The organism is Methylosinus sp. RM1 (assembly GCF_011378635.1).
GTDB classification, from domain to species: domain Bacteria; phylum Pseudomonadota; class Alphaproteobacteria; order Rhizobiales; family Beijerinckiaceae; genus Methylosinus; species Methylosinus sporium.
In genome coordinates this window covers 19,548-44,261 of record NZ_WOVC01000029.1, presented here as the reverse complement: position 1 = coordinate 44,261, position 24,714 = coordinate 19,548, and the positions used below count along the sequence as shown (strand labels likewise).

Here is a 24,714-nt window from a genome sequence, read left to right as displayed (position 1 = left end):
CGCGCTCGCCCAGGAGACGGTCTACCGGGCCTTCGCCGAGGCGAATTTTCAGTCGGAGCGCCGCCATGACGGCGTGCGAGTCGAGATCGAGAAGACCATCGCCGACATTCTGAAGGATCACGCCAAGGCGCCCCGCGACTCGGTCGATCACGCCGAGTCGAGGCTCGTCGTTGCGCCCCTCGCCTCATCCCCGATTGTCGTCCATCGAGAAGCGGCCGCGGAGACGGCCGAAGGTGCCCGAACCGAACATGCGGCGCCGTTGGCCGCCTCTGCGCCGCCGCCACCTGCCGACCCCGCGCCCGTGCCCACGCCGACGCCGAGTCCCGCCAAGGCGGCGAGAACGAAGCCGTTGACGCTCGACGAGCATCCATTCGTCGTGCTCGCCGAGGGGGTCATCAAGAAGAATACGGACGCCAAGGCTTGGGACACGAAAACCCAGCGTCAGGTGCGTCAGATTTCACGACTTTTCGGGAGGCTCCTCCTCGAGCAGGGCGTCGTCGAGTTCGAAGACATCCACCAGAAGCACCTGGGCGATCTCGACGACCTCTTCGGCGCCGTCGCCAAGAGCTACGGCCGCAGCCCGCGGGACAATTTCCGGACGCTCGACCAGCTTCGCGCGATCGGCGCGGCCAAGCCGCCATCGGAGCGCGGTCTGGTCGCCGGAACCGTCAATCGGCATTTTTCATTTCTGGGCCAGGTCCTCGCCCATATTCGAAGCCGCGGCCACAAGCTCGACCGAGACATCGACATGACGCTGATGCGTCGCAAGTCCACGGAACGCGGGCGCACGAAGCGTGGACTCCTGACCGAAGCCGACGCCGACGCCATCTTCCGCCTCGCCTTCTTTACCGGCTGCGCCGGTTGGAAAGACGACGAGCTCTTGATCTCAGGCCCGCACGTCTTCCACCGCGCGCTGTATTTCGCGACGCTCATGCTCCACTACACCGGAGCGCGGCGCGAGGAGATCTGCGGCCTCTCCGTCCGCGACGTGGCCTACGTCGACACGGTGATCGACGGCAAGTTACAACGCCTCCACTATATAAAGATCAGAACGAGCGAAATTCGGCGCATCAAAAATCTGTATTCCGAGCGCTCGGTCGTCCTGCACCCGGAGCTCATCCGCCTCGGCTTTCTCGACTATGTCGCGGCCATGAGAGCGCTCGGCTATGAGATGGTCTTCCCCGATCTCAAATCGCCGACATCCTCGTCACCTCTGGGCGATCGGCTCTATGACGAGCTGATCGACGGGCTGCACCAAGCCATTCCCGACGCCGAGGAGCGCAAGAAGGTCGGGGCGACATCATGGGGCATTCGGGCGCTAGGCCGAGCGAGGAAATCTACTGCGACGCGATCGCGCTCGCCAAAATGCTGCCGAGCATCATGAAGATTCCGATCGTGACGACGCATCTACAGCCTCACCCGATCCGCCTCCTGCCATGGGTGCAGGACAGGTTCGAGTAGGTAGGCGACCACGTCTGCGGTAGGGAAATCATCGTCGCACTCGACGATTGCATCGACCTCACGCTGTGTCGAAGATCATCTCGAGAATTGCGATCGGACCCGCCAACGAGGCGACGGCCGCCGCAAATCGGGGAGCGGAGGCGAGCAGAACGGCCGTCAGCAGCGCTCCGAGGGAGGCTGCGATGACGAATGCGACGACGCCGATCGAGGCGCTCCGCGACAATGTCGCCAAGGCGAAAGCACAGACGAAAAGCGCGCCGCTCACGCATCGCGCTGCCACCTTTTCTCTCGTGCAGGGCCGATGTCCGAAGACCTGCTGGTGGTGACGATCCATCGCCAGCGCCGCGGCGAAAGAGCCGCAATAGCCGAGAACGAAAACAATCGGAGTCATGGGACGAGTTCTCTCTCGGACGTCTGATCGATGATTTTCTCGTTCGTGCGTTCTTCACGCAGTTTTCTCGCTGTCGCCGCGAATGCGCATCCGATTGCCGCCATGGCGACGTCGAATCCCAGAAACACTCGATCATAGGATGCGATCTCGCCGTTGCGATAGGCCGCCGCATCGGCGAGCGGCAAAGCGGCGAAGGCTCCGGCGGCGACGAGCAGCGTCGGCGCCCAGGGCGGGCGGCGCCAAGGGAGAAGGGAGACGAGGAACACGGCGAGCCAGGTCGAGAAAAACATCATAGGCTCACCCAGCAGGCGACCGGGGGAGGCGGAAGGAAACAGCCTGTTCGCCCAGAAATACGCCGCCACTGCAATCGGCAATCCGACGATCACGCCGAGATTCAGCCTTTCGACCAGAAACATTCCGATGCGCGACGTGTCGCGTCGGCGCGCGCTGACCGACCACAGCACGAGACCTGTTCCGATCATCGCTGTCGCTGTCGACCCGCAAACGAACAGGCCCGCCCGCAGAGCCGCATCGGCGAAGCGACCGACATGCAGACCATACATCGTCATATGGGCAGCGACGACCGACGAAGGCGGCGACTGCGGAATCGATCTCCCATCCGGTCCGATGAAGCGCAGCTTGTCATAGCGATAGGCCAATGTTTCCGACGCGTCGCGTGTCAGCTCGATGAGCGTTCCGATCTCGCCCGGCCGATAGATATCGATCACTCCGGCGCGACCGTCCGCCCAACGCCGCCGCGCTTCCGCGAGCAGCGGCGCGACGGGCGCGAGAGGCGCAGGGTCCGAAACCGCCGGCGTCGGAGCGACGAGACCGGCTTCGGCGAGCAACGCCTGCGCGCGTCCCTGATAAGCGACATGGATTCCCCAGGGCATATAGAGGAACATCAAGGTGACCAATCCCGTATAGGTGATGACGAGATGGAAGGGCAAGGCCAGCACGCCGGCGATATTGTGGCCGTCCAGCCATGCCCGCTGACGCGTCGCGTCGGGCCGAAAGGTGAAGAAGTCGGCGAATATTCGCTTATGCGCGACGACGCCACTGACGAGCGCGACCAGCATCACGATCGCCGCGAAGCCGACGAGCAATCGTCCCCAGATCGACGGCATCTGAAGATCGAAGTGGAAATAATAGAGAAAGTCGCCGCCGAGCGTCGCGCGCGCCGGCGAGGGCGCGCCGCTCGCCGGATCGAGCCATTCGTGAACGAAGCTCGGCTCCTTTCCGGATTTGCGCCAGAGATGAATCTCCGTCGCCGGCTCGCGCGCATTCGGCAAGGTCACGCGCCATCGCTCGGCGTCGCCGCCGATCGCTCCAAGGCGGCGCAAGGCCGCGTCGGCGATTTGCGCATCATCCTTTGTATCGGCGGAAAATCCGAGCTCCGGCCGCATCCAATGCGAAATCTCGGAGCGGAAGTAGGTCGCGCTACCGGTGAGAAAAATCGCATAGAGAAGCCAGCCCGCCAGCAGGCCGGCCCAGCCGTGCAGCCACAGCATCGAACGAAAGAACGATCCGTTCAACACACGCTCCGCGACGCCGAGAGCGCCGCCGCGGCGAACGGAAGCGCGCAGAGCAGAAGCCCGAGCCATGCGCGAAGCGCGCTCGACGCCGCAAAACACCAGAGGAACGCGCCGACATAGACGGCGAAGCTCGTCATCATGCCTGTGAGCACGGCGTCGGCGCGGGCGTCTCGGAAGGAAATGGAGACAGCGACGACGAACAGCGAGGCGAACGCATAGCCGCCGACGATCGCCGCAACAGTTCGAGAAAAAATCTCGAACCGGCGCTTTGCCGCCACGCGATGAAGCAATCTCGACAAGACGCACTCACTCCTTCGATTCGTGCTTCGCCTTCTCGTGAACGAAGGCGACACGTTTTCGATAGTCGGGCGAAACACGAAGCGCGCGCTTGTGCGCTTCGCCATGATCGTGAGCCTAGCGCAGAAATCCAACGATTGCGCCACCGATGATCGCGCGAAGCAGCTTGTTTGGAAGAGTTCCGTAATAGGCCTTTCGATTCATAGCTTGGAAGCATTCCTCGATCGTGATCGTCATCGCTCGTGATAGAGCGTGATCTCCGCCATATCGGCGCCGTTCGCGCCTTCGCCTTCGACGCGCACGCAATCTCGGGGGAGTATTGCGCTATGTTCCTCATCAAAACGCCACGCCTCCGCGCAATCGGACGTCGACGCCGTCTCGGATCCATCGCGGTCAATTGTCTGCCGATCGGTCTTCTCTCCGTTACGCCGGTCCTTGCGGAGGAGCAGCCGATCGATCTGGGCTCGATCGATATCGGCGCCGCGCGAACGACGGGTGAGAAGCGCAAGACCGATGATAATTCCGCCGTTGTCGCAAGAGGCGGTTCCGCCGCCACCAAGACGAGCGCGCCGCTGCTCGAGACGCCGCAATCGGTGACGGTCGTCACGCGCCAGCAACTCGATCTTCAGGGCTCGCCGACGATCTACGACGCCTTGCGCTACACGACCGGAGTCGGCGGCGAGCGCGGCGTCAATCTCACCGACGATTCCTTCAATCTGCGCGGCTTCGCCGCCGGTCTCGCGAGCGCGCCTATGGCGATCTATCGCGACGGACTCAAGCAGCTCGGCGGCACTTACGCGGAGCCCTCCGAACCTTACGGATTGGAGCGCGTCGAGGTGATTCGTGGCCCGGCCTCGGTGCTCTATGGCCAGATCGCGCCCGGCGGGCTCATCAATCTCGTGACCAAGCGTCCGTCGACGGAGCCGCTCCGCGAGTTGGAAGTGCAGCTCGGCAGCTTCGATCGCAAGCAGATATCCGGCGACTTTCGCGGCGCGATCGACCCCGCAGGCGTCTGGTCTTATCGTCTGACCGGCCTCTTCCGCGACAGCGACACGATGGTGAGCCATGTTCCGGACGATCGCCGCTACATCGCGCCGGCTCTGCGATTCGAGCCCTCGTCCGACACGTCACTGACGCTTCTCGCGCGCTATCAGGACAGTCGCACCGCGTTCAATTGGGGCCTGCCGGCGGCCGGAAGCGTCGCGTACAACCTCAACGGCGTCTTGCCGCGGCACGGCTTCACGGGAGAGCCCAATTTCGACAAATACACGACCGAGGTCTATGCGGTCGGATATCAGTTCGAGCACCGCTTCAGCGACATGTTCACGGTACGACAGAACTTCAATCGTTGGGGATCGGCGCTCGAATGGGATTCGGCCTATGGCAGTTCGCTACAGGCGAACGGGCGCTATCTCAACCGCTTCGGCTACAGCCGCCGCGATACCTACGGCAGCTGGACCGTCGACAATCAGATCGAGGCGCGCTTCGACACGGGCCCGCTCGAGCACAAGGCGCTCGTCGGACTGGATTATCAAAACTATCGATGGAATTACAAGACCTGGCGCGGAACGGTCGCGGCGCTCGATCTGTTCAACCCCGTCTATGGCTCGCCGGTCGTCCTCAACTCGACGCCGAACATCGACAGTCTGATTCTGAATGATCAGCTCGGCGTCTATTTCCAGGATCAGATCAAGCTCGACGGGCATTGGCTCATCACCGGAGGCGGTCGTCAGGATTGGACGACGCAGACCACTTACGCCTATCGCGCCGGCACGGTCACGCCGAGCAATCAGGACGCCTTCACCGGTCGCGCAGCGCTCATGTATCTCTTCGACGAAGGCGTTTCGCCCTATGCGAGCTACTCCAGCTCTTTCGAGCCGCAGACGGCGATGGACTACACAGGCGCGCTGCTGAAGGCGAAGACGGGCGAGCAATATGAGCTCGGCTTCAAGCTCCAGCCGCCGGGCTCCGACTATATGCTGAGCTTCGCCGCCTATCAGCTGACGCAGCAGAATGTCCCGAGCGCCGACCCCGACGCTTCCCATCGTCTGATCAATCCGTCGGCGCAGATATCGATCGGCGAGGTGCGCTCGCGCGGCTTCGAGCTCGAAGGCAAGGCGACGGTCGATCGAAATCTCGATCTCATCGGCTCCTACACTTTCACCGAGAACAAGATCATGCAGAGCGCCACCGGCACGCAGGGGCAGTCCATGCCGGGCGTCGCCCGCAACGCTTTCGCGGTCTGGTTCAATTATCGGCCGGACTTCGCCGCGCTCGGCGCGCGAGAAGCCGAGCTGCTGCAAGGGCTGAGCCTCGGCGCCGGCTTGCGCTACAACGGCCCGAGCTTCTCGCCGCCACTCGCCGCCCCCGGCGTTGTCTACCGGGTCCCGGATTATGCGGTGCTCGACGCGATGATCGGATATGAGCGCGACAATTGGCGTCTCGCATTGAATGTCTCCAACCTTCTCGACAACGCTTATGTCGCCGCCTGCTATTACAGCGCGCCGGAGTGCTTCTATGGCGAGCGACGCAAGCTCGTCGCGACGTTGCGCTATCGCTGGTGAAGAGCCTGTGCGATATTTTTCACAATCCATCTTATTCTCGGCGCGCAGACCGTCTTCGGCCTGCTCTCGGCGCTGGTCGACGTCGCCGACAAAGCGCCCAGCTCAACGAACGAAATGGCCTATTTCAGGTCCGCCGCCGGAAAGGACAATTTGAATGTCGCGCCGCCGCCGGGCGTCGCCTCGAGGATGACGCGGCCGTCATGCGCCTCCATCAGTTCCTTGACGATCGCGAGACCGAGCCCGGCGCCGGGCTTGGCGTCGGTCTTGCGCCAGAACGGCTCGAAGATCAGCTCGCGATCGTCCGCGGCCACGCCTTCTCCATGATCGATCACGGTTACTGTAGCGTCGCAGTCGACGCGCACGAGCACTGTGCCTCCTTCCGGCTCGGCGCGCAGCGCATTGTCGATGAGATTGCAGATGATGCTTTCCAGCGCCTGCCGATCTCCGGCGACGACGACCGACGCCGGCGTCGTCTCCAATGCGAGATGGCGCCCGTTCTTGAGCGCCAGCAGCGCATAATCGTCGACGGCCGCCTGCGCGACTTCGGCGAGATCGACCGAGATCGCCGCCTCGGGTCGGCCCTGCAAGCGCGCAGAGGCTAGAAGCTGTTCCACTATCGAGCGGATCCGCCTTGCATCGCGTTTCATGTCGCCGATGAAGCCGGCCTCTTCGGGATGGTTCAGCCGTTCGCCGAACCGCCGACGTCAGGTGAAGAGCTGGTTGGTGTTGAGGTCGCGCCGCCGCGCGACCTCGGCGATCGAAGCTCCCTCCTCGAGGCTCTCATCGACGATCCGGCGCTTCTCATCCATAGCCCATGATCAACGCTTGCGCTCAAGCGCCGGGGGACCATCATCGTTGCGCGACATAGGCGATAGTGTCCGCTTGTAACTGAAGTGGACACGATCATCGCGCCACCCGTCAGGCAGCTATCTCAAAAACCGAGGTCACCGCCAGGCGGCCGCCCCCGAAGGGATACGATTCAACTTGTCCTCGGACCGACACTAAGACGAGAGGTTCGGATCGAAACGCGAGATTGGAATACGGCTGCGTGGTTCATGATCGGGACGTCATCCCGATCAGAAAATCGAGAAGATCCATTGCGTTGCGCTCCAGATCATAGCGCTTCTCGAAACTCGCGCGGGCTTTCGACGACATTTCGCCGCGCTCCTTTCGCGACATTGCGCACATTTTTTGCCAGCCGGCGCTTACTGCTTCGATGTCGTCACAGACCACCAATCCGGCGCCGTCGGCCTCGATCTCCCGCCAAATATTGACCTTGTTCGTGATGAGAACAGGAACTCCGAGCGCGAGCGCCTCAGCGACGACTATGCCGAAATTTTCTTGATGAGACGGTAGAATAAAGAACTCCGACGACCTGAACGCTCCCCATTTGGCGTCGCCGGAGAGCATTCCCGGCCAATGGATGCGGTCGGCGACCCCGAGTTCGGCAGCCAATTTTTGGAGGCTGCTCTTCCAGCCCGTTTGATCAGGTCCCGCGATCACGAGATCGATATCACAAAACTGAAGGGCGTGCCGCGCGAAGGCACGGATGAGTAGATCGACGCCTTTCTTGGGATGAATGCGGCTCAAAAACAGGATGAGCTTCCGGTCTTTGACGTCGGGAACCTTCGCCATGAAGGCGGCGCGCTGCTCTGCGGGATCGCCATCGACGTCACATGCGCCATAGCCGACGACGAATGGATTCGCCGAATAGGGCGAGAACGATCGCGGCGCAAGCTCACGCTCCTCTTCGGATGTGAAGAGAACGCCACGTGCGTCACGGAGGACTTTATGTTCGAACATCCTCCAGAAAATCGACTTGAAAAATGTCTTTATAGGATATGTCTTGTTGAACCACGGATCGAGCATGCCGTGCGTGAATACGAAGTAGGGTATCCCTGAGTCGCGTAGGGCCCTCCAGCTTCCAAATGACGAATAGTTCCACAGGCCATTGACGATCACGGCGTCATAGTTCCCGGCGTAAATCCTCAACCAGCGGCCGAGATTGGGCGTATAGCCATAGCGAAGCCACGGCAAAATCCGCCGTAGAGGACTGCCGCTGCCAACGGCAAATGTAGGTATCGGCGCCTCATGAGCACAAGATGCGCCTATTGGATCGAGACAGAGAATATGGCGCTCGTGCCCATACTTTGACCAAATGGCGGAACTGGAGAAGACTCCCTCGATCGGTCCTCCGCCTCGCCGGTCTACCGACGCAATGACATGCAGGACTTTCATTCATCGATCCTTGTTTCCCCCAGCGAACGGAGTCGCAAAAAGCGTATCGATTCCGACATCCGATGGAACGAACAGGCTCGACTTCGAGGCTGGCGTCTGGCTTCGATAATGCTTGCTCCGATCGAGTCGCACGAGGCTTTGGAGATCGGCGTCGCGGTCTTCTGGTGTCCTTGTAGCCTCTGCGATACGGCCCTCTCCTCCGCGATAGACGGTGAGGCATGGGCGTCGCGCCGACAGTTTTGTCGGAGAAGATCGACCTTGGAGTGGAAACGCGATGGTTCGCTCTTCATTGAGAATACGCAAAGATGACAATCTCAGCAGGCCGAGCGGCGCCTGACCAGGCCAGAACGCCCTATCGATCGGCGCGAGGGAGCCGAGCACGCGTGAATGCGTCTTGCCGAGATGTCTCAGCGGCAAGAGCAGGAGCTCAAAATCCGATGTTTCGTAACCGCTAGCGGTGGAGCCCCGGGCGCCAGCCACGACCGGAACTACACCGTCCATCAATGTCTGAAAAATCGCCTGGATGTCGATTCGTTCTGCCTGATCCCAGAGTTCAAGAAACGAGCGGCCTTTTTGGTCGGCAGACCAAAGGGCATTCACACGCGCTCCACAGAGTCTGATGGGAAAGCGCGATTGCTTATCAGCCTCGATAATGAAGGCGTCGGCGAGCACATGTCTAATTTGCGCGGGGTCTATCTCGGAGCGATCCGGCGCCGACCGTCCCCCTTTGATTTCCCTCCAGTAATTGTAGAGTTCCCGGCTGATGAATTGCTTCATTTCTTGCCCAGCCTCTCTCGGCGCGGCAGCCGCAGTTGATTTTCAGCCCGAGCAGACGAGAGCATTTCCATGCACATTTTTCGATTATCCCTTGTCGCTTTTTTTATCGACCTGATTTGAACAGAAGCGGATCGAGGATCTATTCGTCATTTCAGTCAGCTGCGAAGCCATGCCAGGAGCGTGTCGAAGGTTCATGAAATCGGCTCGCCTGAACGCTTTCGGCAATATGGACGGCGCCTCGCCCGAGGCGAAGCGCCGAGAGGACGCGCATCTTTCCGTGCGACCTTGAATTGGGGAGACCGTGTCGGCAACGAAATATATTTGCGATAAACTGTATTCTCTGTTTCTCTCAGAGTCTGTCCGTGAACTTCATGGTTTATTACAAAATCTTCTGAGCATGAGGCGGATGGAGGCGATGTCAGGGCTGTTCAACGCTCTGTGCTTCGGGCTGCACGAGGGCACAATTTTTCGCTTTTAAGTTTCAGACGTGTCTGAATCTATGGGGAGCAACCCGAATCGGAGGTTGACGACGATCGATCTTGCATCCTGCCTTGCCGCCATCCCCGATCGGCGGCGCGCCGAAGGAAAGATTTTACAACCAAGTCGGCGTCATCCTGTTCTCGATCCTCGCCATGCTGAGTGGCGCTCGGTCGTATCGGCAAATTCACGCTCTGATCCGCGCCAGGCTTTCCTTGCTCAACGCGGCGTGTCCGGACGCGGCGCTGCGTCGGGCGCCGGCCTACACCTCTGTGCACGGCATCCTGCGGCAGCTCGACCCGGACGAGCTCGAGAAGGCGTTCCGTCGTCATGCGGAAAGCCTCGACAGCTCCTGCGCGGGCGCGCCGTCCCGCTTCATCGCCTTCGACGGAAAGTCCCTGCGGCAGAGATTGACGCTTTCGCCGATCGAGACCGAGCGCGCCGCACGATCAGCGCACTGTCTCGACCTACATCTTCGGCGCCGTCTGTCCAAAGGACGGCAAGGGCGCGGCGCTGGTTCTACCAGCCTGCAACACCTATGCGATGAACCTGCTCCTCGCCGAAATCGCGAAAAATGTCGCGCCGGACGCCCACGCGGCTCTTATCGTCGACCGCGCCGGCTGGCACATGACCGACAAGCTGGTCGTTCCGCCCAACATCACGCTCGTTCCCTTGCCGGCGAAATGTCCAGAGCTGAACCCGGCCGAAAACGTTTGGCAGTTTCTGCGCGAAAACTGGCTCTCTAACCGCGTCTTCAAATCCTACGACGATATCGTCGATCACTGTTGCGCCGCTTGGAACAAGCTCATCGACCAGCCGTGGCGTATCATGTCCATCGGGTTGCGCGATTGGGCCCATGGGTTTTGATAAGTGAGGATTGGTATTACGCGTTGAGCCGCCCGAGGATGATAGAAGCGATTCCGACATGCGGCGATCACGATCGCTGGCGTCGAACTCATGCATCGCATAAAGAAGGGTCAATTCGCGCTGACCAGATTTAGAGCCGCCGGGACAACTGCGCCCGAAATCTGAAGTGCTGTGCTCGCTGTCTGATCCTAACGAACGGCTGGCTCCCATCGCGTAGCTATCGACAAAAATTGCACCGCAACCGTTCAGTAAGCATGGGGGTCGCGGACCACGAGCAGAGCCGTCCTGCAGATGATTTCAAAATCGAGCCAAATTGACCAGCGATCTATATATTCGATGTCGTAATCGACGCGCCGCCGCAATTTATCGACGCTATCGAGTTCACCACGCAGACCATGAACTTGGGCCCAGCCCGTTAGGCCGGGCTTCATGCGATGGCGGACGGCGTAATAATCCACCAGCTCTTCGAGGCTTTGGCCATGAGTCCTCGTCTGTAGAGCATGAGGCCTCGGTCCGACGACCGACATCTCGCCCTGCAGCACGTTGAAAAATTGCGGGAGCTCGTCGAGACTCGTGCGCCGAATGAAACGACCGACGCGAGTGACGCGGGGGTCCTGCTTCCGAGTCTGAATGGTCGCGTGATGGTCGGTCATGTCTCCATACATCGAACGAAACTTCCACAATTCGAAAACTCGGCCGTTGAAACCCGTTCGTCTTTGGCGAAAGAAAACCGGGCCGGGACTCTCGATGCGGATCGCCAATGCGATGAGCAGCATGATTGGCAAAGACGCCAAAATAATCGCTGACGCGATTAGTATGTCTTCCATTCGTTTGAGCCAGAGATTCCATCCATCGATCGGCTTTTCGACAGCGCGGATCGATAGGCTTTGTCCAAAGAGCGTGACATTCAACATGCTCGATCGAAGCCCATCGCAATAAGGAAGGACAAAAATCTGCGCGGAAATATGGCGCAGCAAATGGAGATTGCGCAATACGATGGGCGCATCTTCCCAATTCGTGGCGATGTAGACGATATCGATCTCGTCGCGAGCGATATGATCGGAAATTGTCGCGAGGTCGCTCAAGTCTCGTAGACGCAACGATTTCAAGGTGCGGGCCTCATAGGCGCTGTATTGGGCAATTTCCTCGGCGCAGAGCGGATCGTGAAAGACCCCGACCGACAAAGCGGTATAGACACAGCCGCCGCGATTCAGCGCCCGACGCAACTGTCCGACGACGAACCATCTTATCAACGAAACAGCCATGCATGCGGTAATTGCCCATGAAAAGAACCAAAGACGTGAATATGTTTCTGCTGTCTTGGTGGCGACCGCGATGACGACGAGTGTTGTGAACGTCGCTATGAAACAAATCACAAATCTGCGGGTAGCGAATAGCCGATCGAGAATCCCGCGTGTGGAGTAGAGCGCGAACGCGTAGGATAACAAGAGATAAAAGCCTGCGGCAAATATGCTGGCCGCAATTTGCCGGTCGGCAAGATAGTCGAGTCGGCTTTCGAAGCCCCCGAAAAGCCACTCGAAGAACACCCCGAATCCGATGATTGCCGAGACGTCGAGCAATAGCAATATTGCTGTATAATTTTCCAAGGAAATTCGGCGTCCATCGAATTCAGTCGAGACGACGTCGACCTCGCTATCTACGACCTGCGTGGCTCGCATGTGACGATCGACTCTCTCGAAGTACTCGCGTCTCGTTTGCCGCGGCGAATGAGAAGCGGGGTGTAACGGAAACGAAGGAACTTCGGCGAAGAAGCCTCGGGCCGCTTCGAAGTGCGGATGGTGTTCCGCCGCCTTGTCCGAAATCCCCGTTTGTCCGAGTTTACGAAGAACCTCAGGCTGATCGGGCGACACCATCAATCATCTCGATGAGGTCTTCGAGCATAGAACGGGCGACTACAATCACATATTTTAGCGAAAAATGTTTATAAATAAAAATATATCGATATTATTATGCACGCTCATTCGATATTATCGATATATTTTTGCGTTATAATTTGAGGTTAGGTCTATGCATTTTTCGATGTTTAATATTATAGTGCCAATTTAGTAGCAACAACCAATAAGTGTATAGCGCCATGATCACAGCCAGCGTCGCTCCAAATTTGGTTGACCTTGCGTTATTGCGGCTAACGCTGTCCCATATCGAGAGCAAACACTTTAAAGTCGCTCCACAAATTCCTCTCGAAGTGTTGCTCGTTCTTTCGGCAAATCAGGGCTCGTTACGTTTATCGGAGCTCTACAGGCGCGTTCGCGCGACTCAGGCCGCGGTTCGGCTTCATTTGCGTTCGCTCGAAATGTTGGAGTTGGTCGACGAAGGCATCGATCCCTCAGATCGCCGCGCCAGACGCATTTTTCTAACTCCAAAAGGCGTGGCCAATGTTCGGCGTTACGCCGAAGATTCCATGCGGGTGATGGCGCAACTCGGACCAGAAAAGGCCATGCATGACGCATAGCCGCCGGCAGAGATGATACAAAATTGCGGAGCACAAGTCTCGAATGCAAAGTAAGCCGTTAATGCCGGGCGAAATCGATCAGCGCTCGATTATACCGAGACGTCCTGACGATGCAGTTCCGGGATCATGACAATCTCCCCGAGTTCGATCACCGCGCCCTCCCTCCCGCCGAGGGGAGCGGCATCGGCGAATTACCGCGCCGCCGGGCTTTCCAGGCCATGCCTCGGAAAGCCCGGCGTCACGAAAACTGGGGGTACATTTCGGGAGTTTACGACCGGCGCTCACGCATCTCGCACGCGCTGCCGTGGTCTGTGTACGACAGTCGACCGCTTACCAAAGTGACCAACAATCGTGAGAGCCAGCGGCGCCGATACGCTTTGGTCGAGAGAGTGCGGAGTCTGGGATGGGACGACGTTCAGCTCACGTCGGCGCCGAAGATGTCGTCGATCGATTGCCGCGCGAGATTGAAGCGAAGACGGTCCAACGGACTATATCCCAAGTGATGCAAGACTGCCGGATTGTCTGCGATTGGGCGGACGCCCGTCGCGGCATCCCTAGCCCTAGTCGTCATGGTGAACCGGAGATCGTCGAGAAGGAGACCGAAATCGTTCGGCCTATCTTCTCCCCTCGTGAGCCCCAACGGCCGTCGTGCAAATTCGATCGTAGAACCGTCGCAACGCTGCGTGTTCGCTCTTGAACTAAGCGACATCGACGCCCAGCCTGCATGACAGCTCCGCGAGCTTGCTTTCCAAATACCAGCGATAAGACTCGGCAATGCCCTCTTCTAGCGAAATTTCCGGCTTCCAGCCCAACGCCGCGATACGGCTAGAATCCATCAATTTGCGCGGGGTTCCATCGGGCTTGGACTTGTCGAAGACGATCTTCCCGGAAAAAGCGACGGCGTCCGCGACGATCTCCGCAAGGCGGCGAATGGAAATCTCATAGCCGGCGCCACAATTGACGTGCTCATATTCGTCGTAATTGTCCAGGCAGAACACGACGCCTCTCGCCAGATCGTCGACATGCAGAAATTCCCGCAACGGCGAACCGGTTCCCCACACGACGACCTCTTGGCGCCCGGCCACTTTCGCTTCATGAAACTTACGAATGAGTGCCGGCAGCACATGACTGGTCGTCAGGTCGAAGTTGTCGTTCGGTCCATAAAGATTGCACGGCATCACGGAAATATAATGCCGACCATACTGCTTACGGTACGCCTGACACAGTTTGATGCCGGCGATCTTGGCGATCGCATACCATTCGTTGGTCGCCTCCAACGGCCCGGTGAGCAGAGCCTCCTCCTTGATCGGTTGAGGCGCGAATTTGGGATAGATGCAGGAGGAGCCAAGGAACACCAAGCGATCGACACCTGCCGCATGAGCGGAGTGAATGATGTTGGTTTCGATCGCCAGATTGTCGTAGATGAAGTCTGCGGGAAACGTGTCGTTGGCGTAGATCCCGCCGACTTTCGCGGCGGCGAACACGATGGCGTCGGGGCAGTTCTGTTTCAGCCAGACTTCGACGGCGATCTGATTGCGCAGATCGACGACGGAGCGGTCGGCTTTGACGACTTGATCGCCACGCTTCTCCAGGTGTCGGGCGATCGCAGACCCCACCATACCCTTGTGGCCCGCGACCCAAATACGTCTTCGGCCCATTTGAAAGTCTCCATACGAAACGATGGCGGGATAGAAGTGTCGCGCCCGGATGTCTACACAAAGACCTTCAGATCGTCGCCTCGTATCCGAGCGGAATATTATACTCAACAATATAGTTGAAACAAAATAACCTATAGGTGCAACTTTTATCGATAAATAATGTCATTGCGTAACCGCGCTCTTCGCGCCTTTTAGAAAAGGCGTAGCTTACGAGTTAGGACCCTTCGCGTAGATCGGGAAGCATCGTTTGATGACGAAAACGTACTTGAACGATCTTCCCGATTGCCGTCGGCTAATCGGTCGGCGCGTGAACAAGGCGAGCCAGCCCTATATCGCCGATGCTCTCCTGAGCCTCTTTCGCGTCCCCATGAGCGCCGCGACGTACGAACCGCATTTTGCGATCTGTGACGTATGGCGTCGGACGCACGATACGAAACGACGCGGCTGTAGAGCGAGCGCGATGGAAGTCGCGTTCTGGCTCGGAGTCGCGGGCGTCGGGCCGGCGTGTTGGGCCGAACTCGCCGAGGCGCAGGTCGTCGGCGCCCCCTCGAGCCGAGGCTATTTGGACGACGCGCCGAGCCTGCTGTCGCCCAAGCCGATGTCGCAGAGAAGCCTGCGGTCGAAGCCCTTGCGCGACTACACCGGCCTGCCTTTCGCGGATTGGTTGATCTATCCGAGCCTTTTCGTCGGCGCGGCGTTCGACGACAACGTCTTTCAAGCGACCAATTATCGAACGTCGGAACCCGGCGTGCGTCTGCGGCCGAATATCGTGGCGATGCGCGACGCCGGAATACACAAGACGACGGCGTTCGCTCATGGCGACATCCGCCTCTATCCCGCTCTCTCCACGGCCAACGCCGTCGATGCGCGGGTCGGATTTGCTCATCGATGGGAGGCGCGGCGCGATCTCTCGTTCCGCTTTCAGGGAGAATATGACCGCCGCACCGATATGTACAACAACGGCTATGTGACGACCTCGAATGGAGCGGCGACGGCCGCCATCGGCGCGAAAATCGCCAGTCCGCAACGTTACAATCAATTCGTCGGCTCGATCGCTGCACTGAAGTCGTTCGATCGCTTTTTTGTCGGGCTCGGCGGCAGCATCGTCGGAACCGATTATGACGCGCTCGACACGACAGCCGGGTCGATCTCGCAGTCTTATCGGAACAACGTCGTTTACGCGGCGACCGGGCGGCTCGGCTATTCGGCGACGCCGCTGCTCTATGCCTTCACCGAAGCGACCGGAAACTTCCGTAACTTCGACAACGCCATTTACAATTCCGACGGCTATCGGCTGGTCGGCGGCCTCGGCACGGATCGCATCAGCCTGTTTCGCGGCGAGGTCTACGCCGGTTATCAACGGCAGCTCTACGACAGCCCTTTGTTCGTTTCGCCATCCAGTCCCGTCATCGGCGGCAAGGTCTTCTGGTATCCGACGCGCGCGTGGACGGTGACGGCGTCCGCAGACGAGACCTTCCAAGACTCCGGGCTGACGGCCGTCGGCAATCCGACCGGCAGCGCCGCGCGCGTGACGTCGGCGTTGGGGACCGTCCATTACGCTCTGTCGAGATCATGGTCCGCTTCGGTTCGCGGCGGTCATGATGATCTCTTCTATATCAACGGCGGACGCCATGACCGCCGCTGGACCGCCGGCGGGCAGTTGCATTACGAACTCCTGCGCAATCTCAACGCAACGTTCGACTATTCTTTCGTCACGGTCGCGTCCACCGCCCTCGGAGCGAGTTTCAGCCGAAACATTTTCTCGATCGGCGCCACATACAAATACTGAACCGACAAAGGAGGGTCCGATGTTCAAGCAGATCATATTGGCGACGAGCGTCGCGCTGATGGCGGCGTCGACGACACCGGCGGCTGCGCGTTCCGGGCAGGCCGGCGCGCATTCGAGTCGCCCTTCCGAGACGCTGGTGGACGCGCGGGTCGCGTCGCTTTTCTCGCAATATCCGAATGGCGGCCCCGATCTCGTCGCGGCGCTCGAGGGTTTGCTGGAACAAAGCCCGGCGCTCGCCGCCGATGTGGCGGCGGCGGCCCGCCTCGGAAATCTCGATCAGGAGAACGCCGCCGGCCTGGCCCTCGCCGACGCCCAGGCCGCGTTGGCGGCGGCGGGAGACATCAAAGGCGCGGACGCGTTGCGCGAGGCGGCCGCGCGAGCAGATCCGCGGACGGCGGCGGCGTATCACGCCGCCTCGGGCGAAGTCGCGTTCGGAGAAAGCCGCGGCCCCGGCGGCCAATGGTATTTCGGCGGCGTCGGCTCTTTCGGCGGGGGCGGCGGCGGCTCGGTCGGCGCGCTCGGAAGCAGGGTCAGTCCCAATTGATCGCGTGGCGGCGCTTGCTTCCTGAACGTGGGAATGAAGGATGAGGCTTTCGGCGCAGCGCCTCGTCGTCGAACACGCCCGTGGCCCAGAGCCGCATGCCGCGCCGCGCGGCGATGAGCGCAGCTCGTCTGTCCTTTCGGCATATGCGGACGATCTTTCGTTTTACGCATTGCTGGCGGGGCTCGCCTGGGCGCCGTTTTGGTTCGGTTCCAATCGCGACGTCGCTTGGGGTGTCAACGCCGTCTATTTCGGCGCCCTGGCCATTCTGTTCGAAGCGTCGCGCCTCGTCTCGGGCCGGCGCCACGCGATCGGCATTCGATGGATATGGTTCCCCGCCCTCGCCTTCGCCTTCGTCGCCGCCTGGTCGCTCGTTCAGTCGAGCTCCTGGGTTCCGACCAGCTACCATCATCCGATTTGGCAAATGGCCGGAGAGACGCTCGGCCGGACGGCGCCCGGCTCGATCAGCGTCGATCGCGACAAGACCCTCCTCGCGCGCACGCGTCTGACGACCGCCGCCGCCGTATTTTGGATCGCATTGCAGACTTGTCGGTCGAGCAAGAGAGCGCGGCGTCTTGTCGGGGCGATCGCGTTCATCGGAGCGCTCTACGCCGTCTATGGACTCGTGGCGTTCTTTGTCTGGCCAGACAGGCTTCTATGGTTCGACAAGGTCCACTACAAAGATTCGTTGACGTCGACGTTCGTCAATCGAAACTCCTACGCGACCTATGCGGCTCTCGGCTTGATCAATGCGCTCGCGATCGCGTTCTCGCACTATCTCCGCAGCGCCGCGCCGCGGACGGCGTCTTTCGCACGCCGGCTGGCGGAGTTCGTCGCCTCCACCACGGGTCGAGGCGGCGGCTGGATCGCTTGCGCCTTCATAATCGGAATCGCATTGGCGTTGACGGGATCACGCGGCGGAGCGGCGGCTGCAGTCGCGGGCCTGTCGGCCTTCCTGTTTCTCGTCGGCTTTCGCGGCCGGCGGAACGCCGGCCCGACCGGATCGGCGATATTGCTCGCCGGCATGGCGGTCGCCGCGGCGTTCTTCGCGTACGGCGACTTTCTCGCCGACCGTCTGTTGCAAGGCTTCGCCTCGAATGATCGATTGTCAGTCTATGGCCTCACATGGCTGTCCATTGCCGATATGCCCCTGCTCGGCTTTGGCGACGGGACTTTCGAGGAAGCATTTCGCATGTATCGCGACGGCAGCGTCGGTCCGTTCGGAGCCTGGGACAAGGCGCACAACACCTATCTCGAAATGTTTCAAGGACTGGGCGCTCCGGCGGCGGCGCTTCTTCTTCTGGGTCTCGCCTTTCTTGGCGGTCGATGCGTTTACGCCGCATTGACCAGAAGCCGCGACGCTGTCGCACCGCTGGCGGCGAGCGCCGCCACGATCGTCGTCGCCCTCCATGCGCTCGTCGACTTCAGCGTGCAAATGCAGGCGGTCGCTCTCACCTGGGCGGCGCTGCTCGGGGCAGGCGTCGCTCAATCCTGGAGCGCCACGATCGCAACAGAGGAATAGAGGGGCCCGGCGCCCAGACGATTGGACCCAAGCCGCGAACGACGTCCACCACATGGTCTGAACGCGTCGAACGCACGATGAAAAGACATGAGCCGTAGAGGTTTTGACATGCACGGGAAATTTTCGCTGCCTTTGACCCAGCAGATGGAAGGCGCCCCGGAGCAGGATGGAATCGATCTTCGCCAATTGCAGGATTTCTTTTGGCGACGCTGGAAAACGATCGTCGCGACGGCGATCACCGTCATGGTTCTCGTCTTCTTCGTCTTGCTGACTGTGGCTCCGCGCTATACCGGCACGGCGCAGGTGCTGTTGGAGCCGCGCAAGGAGAAAATTTTCGGCGCCGACAACATTTTGCCCGAACTCAATCTCGAGACCTCCAATGTCGACAGTCAGGTGTCGGTCATTCAATCGATCAATCTGCTGCGCCGGGTGGTCGAAAAGGAAAAGCTCACGGGAGACATCGAGTTCGGCCAGCCGCCGCGCGCCGGATTGCTGAACTTCATCCTCGGATCGTTCAGATCCGACGACGCCGATCGAAAGGCCGTTGAGAAGACCGCCGACGGGACGATCCCACCAGATGTTCTGCGCTCGATCGGACGTCTGCGCAACGCGCTCGAGGTCCAGCGCATCAACCGGACCTATGTGCTGTCGATCTCCGTCACCTCGGAAGATCCTGTCAAGGCCGCGCGCCTCGCCAACGCGGTCGCCGACATGTTCGTCGTCGACCAATTGGATGCGCGTTACGACGCCGCCAAGCGGGCGTCGATCTGGCTCGCCGAACGAATGGAGGGCCTGCGCGAGCAGGTGCGCCAGTCGGAAGAAGCGGTGGCCCAGTTCCGCCGAGAGCATAATCTCGTGGCGACCAGCAGCGAAGCCAAGGTGACGATCTCGGAGCAGCAGCTCTCGGAATTGAACGGGAAGCTGATCGCGGCGCGCGCCGATTTGGCCGAAAAGCGCGCCAAATATGAACAGGTCGCGCAAATCGGCGGGCAAGGTGGCAATCTTCAGGCGATTCCCGACGTCGTGCGCTCGTCCGTGATCTCGTCCTTGCGCTCGCAGCAGGCGGAGGTCGCGCGCAAGGAAGCCGATCTGCTCGCACGATACAGCGAGCAGCATCCGCAGGTCGTCAATGCGCGGGCCGAACGCCGCGACATCGAACGCTCGATCGCTGCCGAGGTTCAACGCATTCTGACTAATCTCAAGAACGACTACGATGTGGCGAGGGCGCGAGAAGAGTCGCTGCAGGCGAGTCTCGCCAAGATCAGCGGCGAAACTGGCCTCGACAACAGCGTCGGCGTGCGCCTGCGCGAACTCGAGCGGCTCAATGTCGGCAATAAGACCTTGTTCGACAATTTTCTGTCACGCGCCAAAATCACCCAGGAGCAATCGACGTTCGAGGAGCGCGAGGCGCGCGTCATTTCTCCGGCGACTAGACCCGGCGCGCCATCTTTTCCCAAGACCGGTCTCATCGAGGCGCTGGCGGGCGCGCTCGGTCTCTTGCTCGGCGTCGGCGGCGCCGTGGCGCTCGATATGCTCAACGCCGGCTTCCTGACCCCACGTGAGATCGAGATGAAATTGGGTCTTCCGGTTCTCGCGACGGTTCCGATTCTGTTAGAAGGCGATCGAAAGGTCGATGGCAAGGTCGTGGATCCGCCGCGTTATCTCGCCTCGAAACCCTTGTCACGCTATGCCGAAGCGGTGCGCGCCCTTCGCGTCGGCGTGCAGATGGCCGACGTCGACAATCCAGCGAAAATCGTTCTCGTGACATCGGCGATTCCCAATGAAGGCAAGTCGACGCTGGCGGTGAGCTTGGCTCTTTCGGCGGAAATGGCCGGGCAACGGGTGTTGCTCGTCGACGGCGACCTGCGTCATCCGACCATGTCGAAATATTTCGATTTGCATTCGGCGGACGGCCTCGTCGATTTCCTGACCGGCAAAGTTTCGCTCGAGGCCGCGCTCATCGAGCGAGGCGGACTGACGATTTTACCGGTGGGAGCGAAATCGCAAAATCCACCGGATATGCTCGGGTCGGAGCGAATGAAGTTTCTCATCGACAGCTTGCGTCGGGAGTTCGACTACATCGTCATCGATTCTCCGCCGCTCGGACCTGTCATCGACGCCAAGGTCCTGACCGCTCTCATCGACAAGGTGGTGTTTGTCGTACGCTGGCGTACCACCACCCGGGAAACCGTTGCGCAACATCTGGAATCGTTCGCGCAGAATCGTAAGATCGCAGGAATTGCGTTCAATATGGTCGACGAGACCAAGACCCCTCGATACGGGCCCTACTCTCATTACTCCGGCTATTACTACAAAAAATATTATCAGAATTGATCGGCGCGGCGAAGATGAGGCCGGCCTCTGTTGTGACGTCGCTTCTGGTGATCGTCGGCGCGACAGCGCTCGTCGGCGCCGGCGTCGCTCTGCTGTATTTTGTAAATCTCGAGGCGACAGTGATCGATCTGCTCGAGCGGCGCCTTCCCGCCGAGCCGGCGGCACGTCACGAACACGCATGTCGCGTGCATGCGACCGGGGGCCTTTTCCAGCCGCTGCGAGCGGCGATCGGCGTCGCCGGCCGAACGCCGAGGCTCGAGCACGCGCTCGCGGCGGCATGCGGCGATCCTGCCGCGATCGAGGCGAGCATCGAAAATATGCTGGCGACGACACCCACTTCGGGGCGCGGCTGGCTCGCCTTGGCGAGGATGCGTTGGCGGCGAGGCGCTTCCATCGCGCAAGTCGTCGATGTTGTCCAAATGTCGAACCTGACCGCGCCGCGTGAAGCCGAGATCATGATTCTCCGTGCTCGGTTCCTGGTCGCGATTTGGGAACTGCTGCCCGAGGCCGAGCAGAAGAGGGCGCTGGGCCAACTCGCCGAAGTGGGCCCGGCTCTCGACCCCAGTCAGATCGCCGAATTCAAGGCCATCTTTGCGGCCAAACCGGCGGAAACGCGCGACGTCATCAAAGGCAGCCTCGAAGGCCGCGCTGCAATGGATTCGGTATGGCTGCGGGCGATGGGGCTATAGCGGCCCGACGTCATCGACGGCTCCTTCACTGTTGCCGGAGAGATGCATTACGGCTCGCCATTTGATGGAAGAGCCGTCTCGACAGATGGACGCGTTCTCAATTCCTCGGGAATGATCCGCGCACGACTTATAGAGACGAATATTAGCGATAAAACATTGCGTTGTGAAAAGCCTTCCGACGCTTCATTTAAACAAAACGCACCATGGATCGCCCGAGAATTCGGAAAGACCACAACAAGATGAGCAGCATGGACGATCAATTCTCCGAACGCTATCGCCATTGTGGCTCGCTGCGGTTCTCGGCAATGATCGGGGCGACCGCATGACGAGCGACGCCGGATATCCTGCCATCGGGCAGGCGTGCGATCTAACGCTGCAAGGCGACGAGCGTTGGTACGTCGCGCACACTTTGCCGCGGCGAGAAATAAGTGCGCAACTGCATCTCGGCGCGCAAGGTTTTCGTCATTTTCTGCCGACGCGGCTGACGACGGTTCGTCACGCCCGCAAATTACGCGCAGTCTATGCCCCGCTCTTTCCCCGCTATTTGTTCATCATCCTCGATCTCGGGCGCGATCGCTGGCGCAGCATCAATGGCACGAGCGGCGTCGCGGGACTGGTGATGGCGCAGGACCGGCCGCTCGCCGCGCCCTGCGGATTGGTCGAAGCGCTCACCTCGTTCTCGGACGCGGCGAGCGCTTCGTCTTCACTCGAGGATCTGCGGCCCGGACAGAAGGTTCGGCTAATCGCCGGGCCATTCGCGGACGCGCTCGGCGTGCTCGATAGATTGGATGACGCGGGCCGGGTCGGCGTGTTGCTGGACATCATGGGTGGCGGCATTCGCGTCAAGCTCGCCCGAACGTGGATTGAACCAGCGGCGTGACGCCGCTGCATCGCGAGGACGGCTCGAACGGGCGGCTCGGAGAGGAGTCACCCGAATGGCGGTAGCGTGGTCGAGCTCTATGCGCCGCAAAATCCTTCTCGTCGAAACGAGCCCTCCGCTTCCCGAGGATTCTCGCGGCGCCATCGCTTCAATCGCGATCGAACATTCGGACTCCTCGCCATGGCGTTTTCATTTCTCCCAGCCACATCTGTCGCTTCTCCCCGGGACGAGACGCTCTTGCTCGAGCCGACCGCCAGCGCCTATCGTCCCGCGAGAATTCTGATCCATGCGATCAATTTCGCGCCAGAACTCATCGGCTGCGGAAAATATACGACCGAACTCGCCGAATTTCTCGCGCGCCGCGGCCATCGCGTCGACGTCGTCACGGCGCCGCCGCACTATCCCGGCTGGCGTGTGCGCGCGCCTTATCGCGCCTTCGCCTATGTCGACGAGAAGCGCGGCGCCATCACGGTCACGCGGTGCCCGATGCTGATGAAGGCCAATGGCGGCGGTGTGTGGCGATTGTTGGCGCCACTGAGCTTTGCTCTCACAGCCGCGCCGATGGTGATCTGGCGTATCTTATGGTTTCGGCCCGATGTCGTCATGTGCGTCGAACCGACCTTGTTCTCCGCGCCGGCGGCGCTCCTTGCGGCCAAACTCGTCGGGGCGCGATCGATCCTGCATGTCCAGGACCTGGAGGTCGACGCAGCCTTTGCCGTCGGTCATCTTGCCGGGACAGGCGTGCGCCAATTCGCCAATGCGTTGGAGCGCTCCCTGCTCGGCGCCTTCGATCGGGTGGTGACCATTTCTCGAAAAATGCGCGCCGCTCTGATCGCCAAGGGAGTGACGGCGTCGCAGGTCGAGGTCTTGCGCAATTGGGTCGATCTCGAAGCGATCAAGCCTCAAGGCAGGTGCGACGTCAACGCCTTTCGCGCGGAGCTCGGCATACCGGACGATCGCTTCGTGGTGCTCTATGCCGGCCATGTCGGCGTCAAGCAGGCGCTTCCCGTCCTGCTCGACGCGGCGCGGCGGCTCGACGGCGATTCCCGGATATATTTCGTCATCGCCGGCGACGGCCCCAAGAAGGCGGAGTTGCAACAAAGATACGCCGGCCTCGCCAACGTCCTCTATCTGCCGCTGCAGCCGGCAGAACGACTCGCCGATCTTTTGAACATGGCCGACCTGCATGTGCTGCCGCAGCACAAAGGCGCAGCCGATCTGGTCATGCCGTCCAAGCTCGGCGGCATGTTGGCGAGCGGGCGCGCGGTGGTCGCGGCGGCGGAGCCGGGAACGGAACTGTTCGACATCTTGCAGGACGTCGCCTTGCTCGTTCCAACAGGCGACGACGCGGCGATGGCGGACGCGATCTCACGGGCGGCAGTTCGTGAAGACCCGATTCGGATCGAAAACGGCTTGAGGCTCGCGGCCTCGTTGAGCTCCAGACGCCTGCTCCCGCGCTTCGAAGCTCTGTTGCTCGACGACCGCTTCTCCGCGAAGGATGTCTTCGACGCGCGAGCATGTGATCCGCTCGATGAGCGCGCCTGACGCCAAGTCCATTTTCCGTCCTTCACGCGACTTCGGCGTAGCATGCGTCCGATCGTCGTCGGACCGAATATATCAAGGAGTCATCTGTGAGACCGAGGGACATTCTCGAAACGGCGATCGCCGAACATGCCGCGCTGATCGAAGCCTCGTTCGAGGCGCTGGCCCAGCCGTTCGAACGCGTCGTCGAACTGTCCAGAGGGGCGATCGAGGCAGGCGGAAAATTGATCTTTTTCGGAAACGGAGGAAGCGCGGCGGACGCGCAGCATATCGCCGCGGAGTTGGCGGTGAGATTTTTGGGCGATAGACCGCCCATTCCCGCCCTCGCGCTGACCACCGACACGTCGGTGCTGACCGCTTGCGGGAACGACCTCGGCTTCGAATATATTTTTTCTCGACAAATCGAAGCGATCGCGCGCGATGTCGATATCGTCTTCGGCATCAGCACATCCGGCCGCAGCCGAAATGTTCTTCTCGGCGTCGAGGCCGCTCGGCGAATTGGCGCGAGCGCGGTCGGGCTGACCGGCGCCGACGGCGGCAGTTTCGCACAGATCTGTGACGCGACTTTAGAGGTTCCCTCGAGGACAGTGGCGAGGATTCAAGAAATCCACATCCTCATCGGCCATAGCCTATGCGCCGCGCTCGAGGCCGAACTGGGCTTTGCGTCCTGACATGGCGC

19 protein-coding genes and 3 pseudogenes are annotated in these 24,714 nt (G+C 60.5%); 13 read left to right on the top strand and 9 right to left on the bottom strand.

The annotated features are described in order from the left end of the window. A pseudogene (locus FMZ75_RS16645) lies at positions 1-1,384 on the top strand (hypothetical protein); the annotation flags it as partial. 135 nt (positions 1,385-1,519) lie between these two features. On the opposite strand, the gene FMZ75_RS16640 reads toward FMZ75_RS16645, so the two are convergent. The 3 genes from FMZ75_RS16640 to FMZ75_RS16630 are packed head-to-tail and all read right to left on the bottom strand — an operon-like array spanning position 1,520 to position 3,686. Next, the gene (locus FMZ75_RS16640) at positions 1,520-1,852 is read right to left on the bottom strand and encodes a DUF3325 domain-containing protein (RefSeq protein ID WP_142864283.1); all 333 of its coding nucleotides are present in this window, start codon (positions 1,850-1,852) and stop codon (positions 1,520-1,522) included. Then, a complete protein-coding gene (locus FMZ75_RS16635) occupies positions 1,849-3,387 on the bottom strand; it encodes a PepSY domain-containing protein (protein ID WP_166144330.1) in 1,539 nt (512 codons plus the stop codon). Before FMZ75_RS16635 ends, FMZ75_RS16640 begins: the two co-directional genes overlap by 4 nt. Continuing rightward, on the bottom strand, positions 3,384-3,686 hold the full coding sequence (locus tag FMZ75_RS16630; protein WP_246729026.1) for a DUF3649 domain-containing protein: 303 nt from the start codon (positions 3,684-3,686) through the stop codon (positions 3,384-3,386). The genes FMZ75_RS16635 and FMZ75_RS16630 overlap by 4 nt, the downstream gene beginning before the upstream one ends. Before the next feature lie 324 nt (positions 3,687-4,010). On the opposite strand from FMZ75_RS16630, the gene FMZ75_RS16625 reads away from it, so the two are divergent. Beyond that, positions 4,011-6,248, top strand: a complete 2,238-nt coding sequence (locus tag FMZ75_RS16625; RefSeq protein ID WP_166144324.1) for a TonB-dependent siderophore receptor — start codon at positions 4,011-4,013, stop codon at positions 6,246-6,248. A 119-nt stretch (positions 6,249-6,367) separates the two neighbouring features. Here the strand turns inward: FMZ75_RS16625 and FMZ75_RS16620 are convergent, their stop codons facing one another. The 4 genes from FMZ75_RS16620 to FMZ75_RS16605 form a co-directional block, all read right to left on the bottom strand. Continuing rightward, positions 6,368-6,862, bottom strand: coding sequence for a sensor histidine kinase (locus FMZ75_RS16620; RefSeq protein WP_370464734.1), 495 nt, complete (start codon positions 6,860-6,862; stop codon positions 6,368-6,370). Between the two features lie 90 nt (positions 6,863-6,952). Beyond that, entirely contained in the window at positions 6,953-7,057 is a 105-nt protein-coding gene (locus tag FMZ75_RS16615; protein WP_166144318.1) for a transposase, read from the bottom strand. Between the two features lie 244 nt (positions 7,058-7,301). Continuing rightward, positions 7,302-8,486, bottom strand: a complete 1,185-nt coding sequence (locus FMZ75_RS16610; RefSeq protein WP_166144316.1) for a glycosyltransferase — start codon at positions 8,484-8,486, stop codon at positions 7,302-7,304. Beyond that, entirely contained in the window at positions 8,487-9,263 is a 777-nt protein-coding gene (locus tag FMZ75_RS16605; protein WP_166144314.1) for a PAS domain-containing protein, read from the bottom strand. Between the two features lie 632 nt (positions 9,264-9,895). Between FMZ75_RS16605 and FMZ75_RS22225 the strand changes: the two are divergent. Both FMZ75_RS22225 and FMZ75_RS16600 read left to right on the top strand, forming a co-directional pair. Continuing rightward, positions 9,896-10,012, top strand: a pseudogene (locus FMZ75_RS22225) (hypothetical protein); the annotation flags it as partial. Between the two features lie 148 nt (positions 10,013-10,160). After that, positions 10,161-10,607: pseudogene (locus FMZ75_RS16600) on the top strand (IS630 family transposase); the annotation flags it as partial. Between the two features lie 245 nt (positions 10,608-10,852). Here FMZ75_RS16600 and FMZ75_RS16595 read toward each other — a convergent pair. Further along, a complete protein-coding gene (locus tag FMZ75_RS16595; RefSeq protein WP_166144312.1) occupies positions 10,853-12,481 on the bottom strand; it encodes an exopolysaccharide biosynthesis polyprenyl glycosylphosphotransferase in 1,629 nt (542 codons plus the stop codon). A gap of 221 nt (positions 12,482-12,702) precedes the next feature. Between FMZ75_RS16595 and FMZ75_RS16590 the strand changes: the two genes are divergently transcribed. After that, positions 12,703-13,080 (top strand): winged helix DNA-binding protein, encoded by a 378-nt coding sequence (locus FMZ75_RS16590; RefSeq protein WP_142864294.1) that lies wholly within the window; start codon positions 12,703-12,705, stop codon positions 13,078-13,080. A 698-nt stretch (positions 13,081-13,778) separates the two neighbouring features. Here FMZ75_RS16590 and FMZ75_RS16585 read toward each other — a convergent pair. Continuing rightward, complete coding sequence (locus FMZ75_RS16585; RefSeq protein ID WP_142864262.1) at positions 13,779-14,738, bottom strand: GDP-L-fucose synthase; 960 nt, start codon at positions 14,736-14,738, stop codon at positions 13,779-13,781. A gap of 460 nt (positions 14,739-15,198) precedes the next feature. Here FMZ75_RS16585 and FMZ75_RS16580 point away from each other — a divergent pair, with 460 nt between their 5' ends. From FMZ75_RS16580 to FMZ75_RS16545, 8 genes are all read left to right on the top strand, one after another. Continuing rightward, positions 15,199-16,527 (top strand): outer membrane beta-barrel protein, encoded by a 1,329-nt coding sequence (locus FMZ75_RS16580; protein ID WP_166144300.1) that lies wholly within the window; start codon positions 15,199-15,201, stop codon positions 16,525-16,527. Between the two features lie 19 nt (positions 16,528-16,546). Then, the gene (locus FMZ75_RS16575) at positions 16,547-17,071 is read left to right on the top strand and encodes a hypothetical protein (RefSeq protein ID WP_142864260.1); all 525 of its coding nucleotides are present in this window, start codon (positions 16,547-16,549) and stop codon (positions 17,069-17,071) included. Between the two features lie 40 nt (positions 17,072-17,111). Further along, positions 17,112-18,590 carry an O-antigen ligase gene (locus FMZ75_RS16570; protein WP_166144298.1) on the top strand — a complete coding sequence of 493 codons (1,479 nt, stop codon included), beginning with the start codon at positions 17,112-17,114 and terminating at the stop codon, positions 18,588-18,590. A 108-nt stretch (positions 18,591-18,698) separates the two neighbouring features. Then, a complete protein-coding gene (locus tag FMZ75_RS16565) occupies positions 18,699-20,924 on the top strand; it encodes a polysaccharide biosynthesis tyrosine autokinase (protein WP_166144296.1) in 2,226 nt (741 codons plus the stop codon). 119 nt (positions 20,925-21,043) lie between these two features. Further along, entirely contained in the window at positions 21,044-21,613 is a 570-nt protein-coding gene (locus FMZ75_RS16560; RefSeq protein WP_166144295.1) for a hypothetical protein, read from the top strand. A gap of 322 nt (positions 21,614-21,935) precedes the next feature. Next, positions 21,936-22,493, top strand: a complete 558-nt coding sequence (locus tag FMZ75_RS16555; RefSeq protein ID WP_142864453.1) for a transcription termination/antitermination protein NusG — start codon at positions 21,936-21,938, stop codon at positions 22,491-22,493. Between the two features lie 237 nt (positions 22,494-22,730). Then, positions 22,731-24,038, top strand: coding sequence for a WcaI family glycosyltransferase (locus FMZ75_RS16550; protein ID WP_166144294.1), 1,308 nt, complete (start codon positions 22,731-22,733; stop codon positions 24,036-24,038). Between the two features lie 86 nt (positions 24,039-24,124). Then, complete coding sequence (locus tag FMZ75_RS16545) at positions 24,125-24,706, top strand: SIS domain-containing protein (RefSeq protein ID WP_142864451.1); 582 nt, start codon at positions 24,125-24,127, stop codon at positions 24,704-24,706. Positions 24,707-24,714 lie beyond the last annotated feature (8 nt).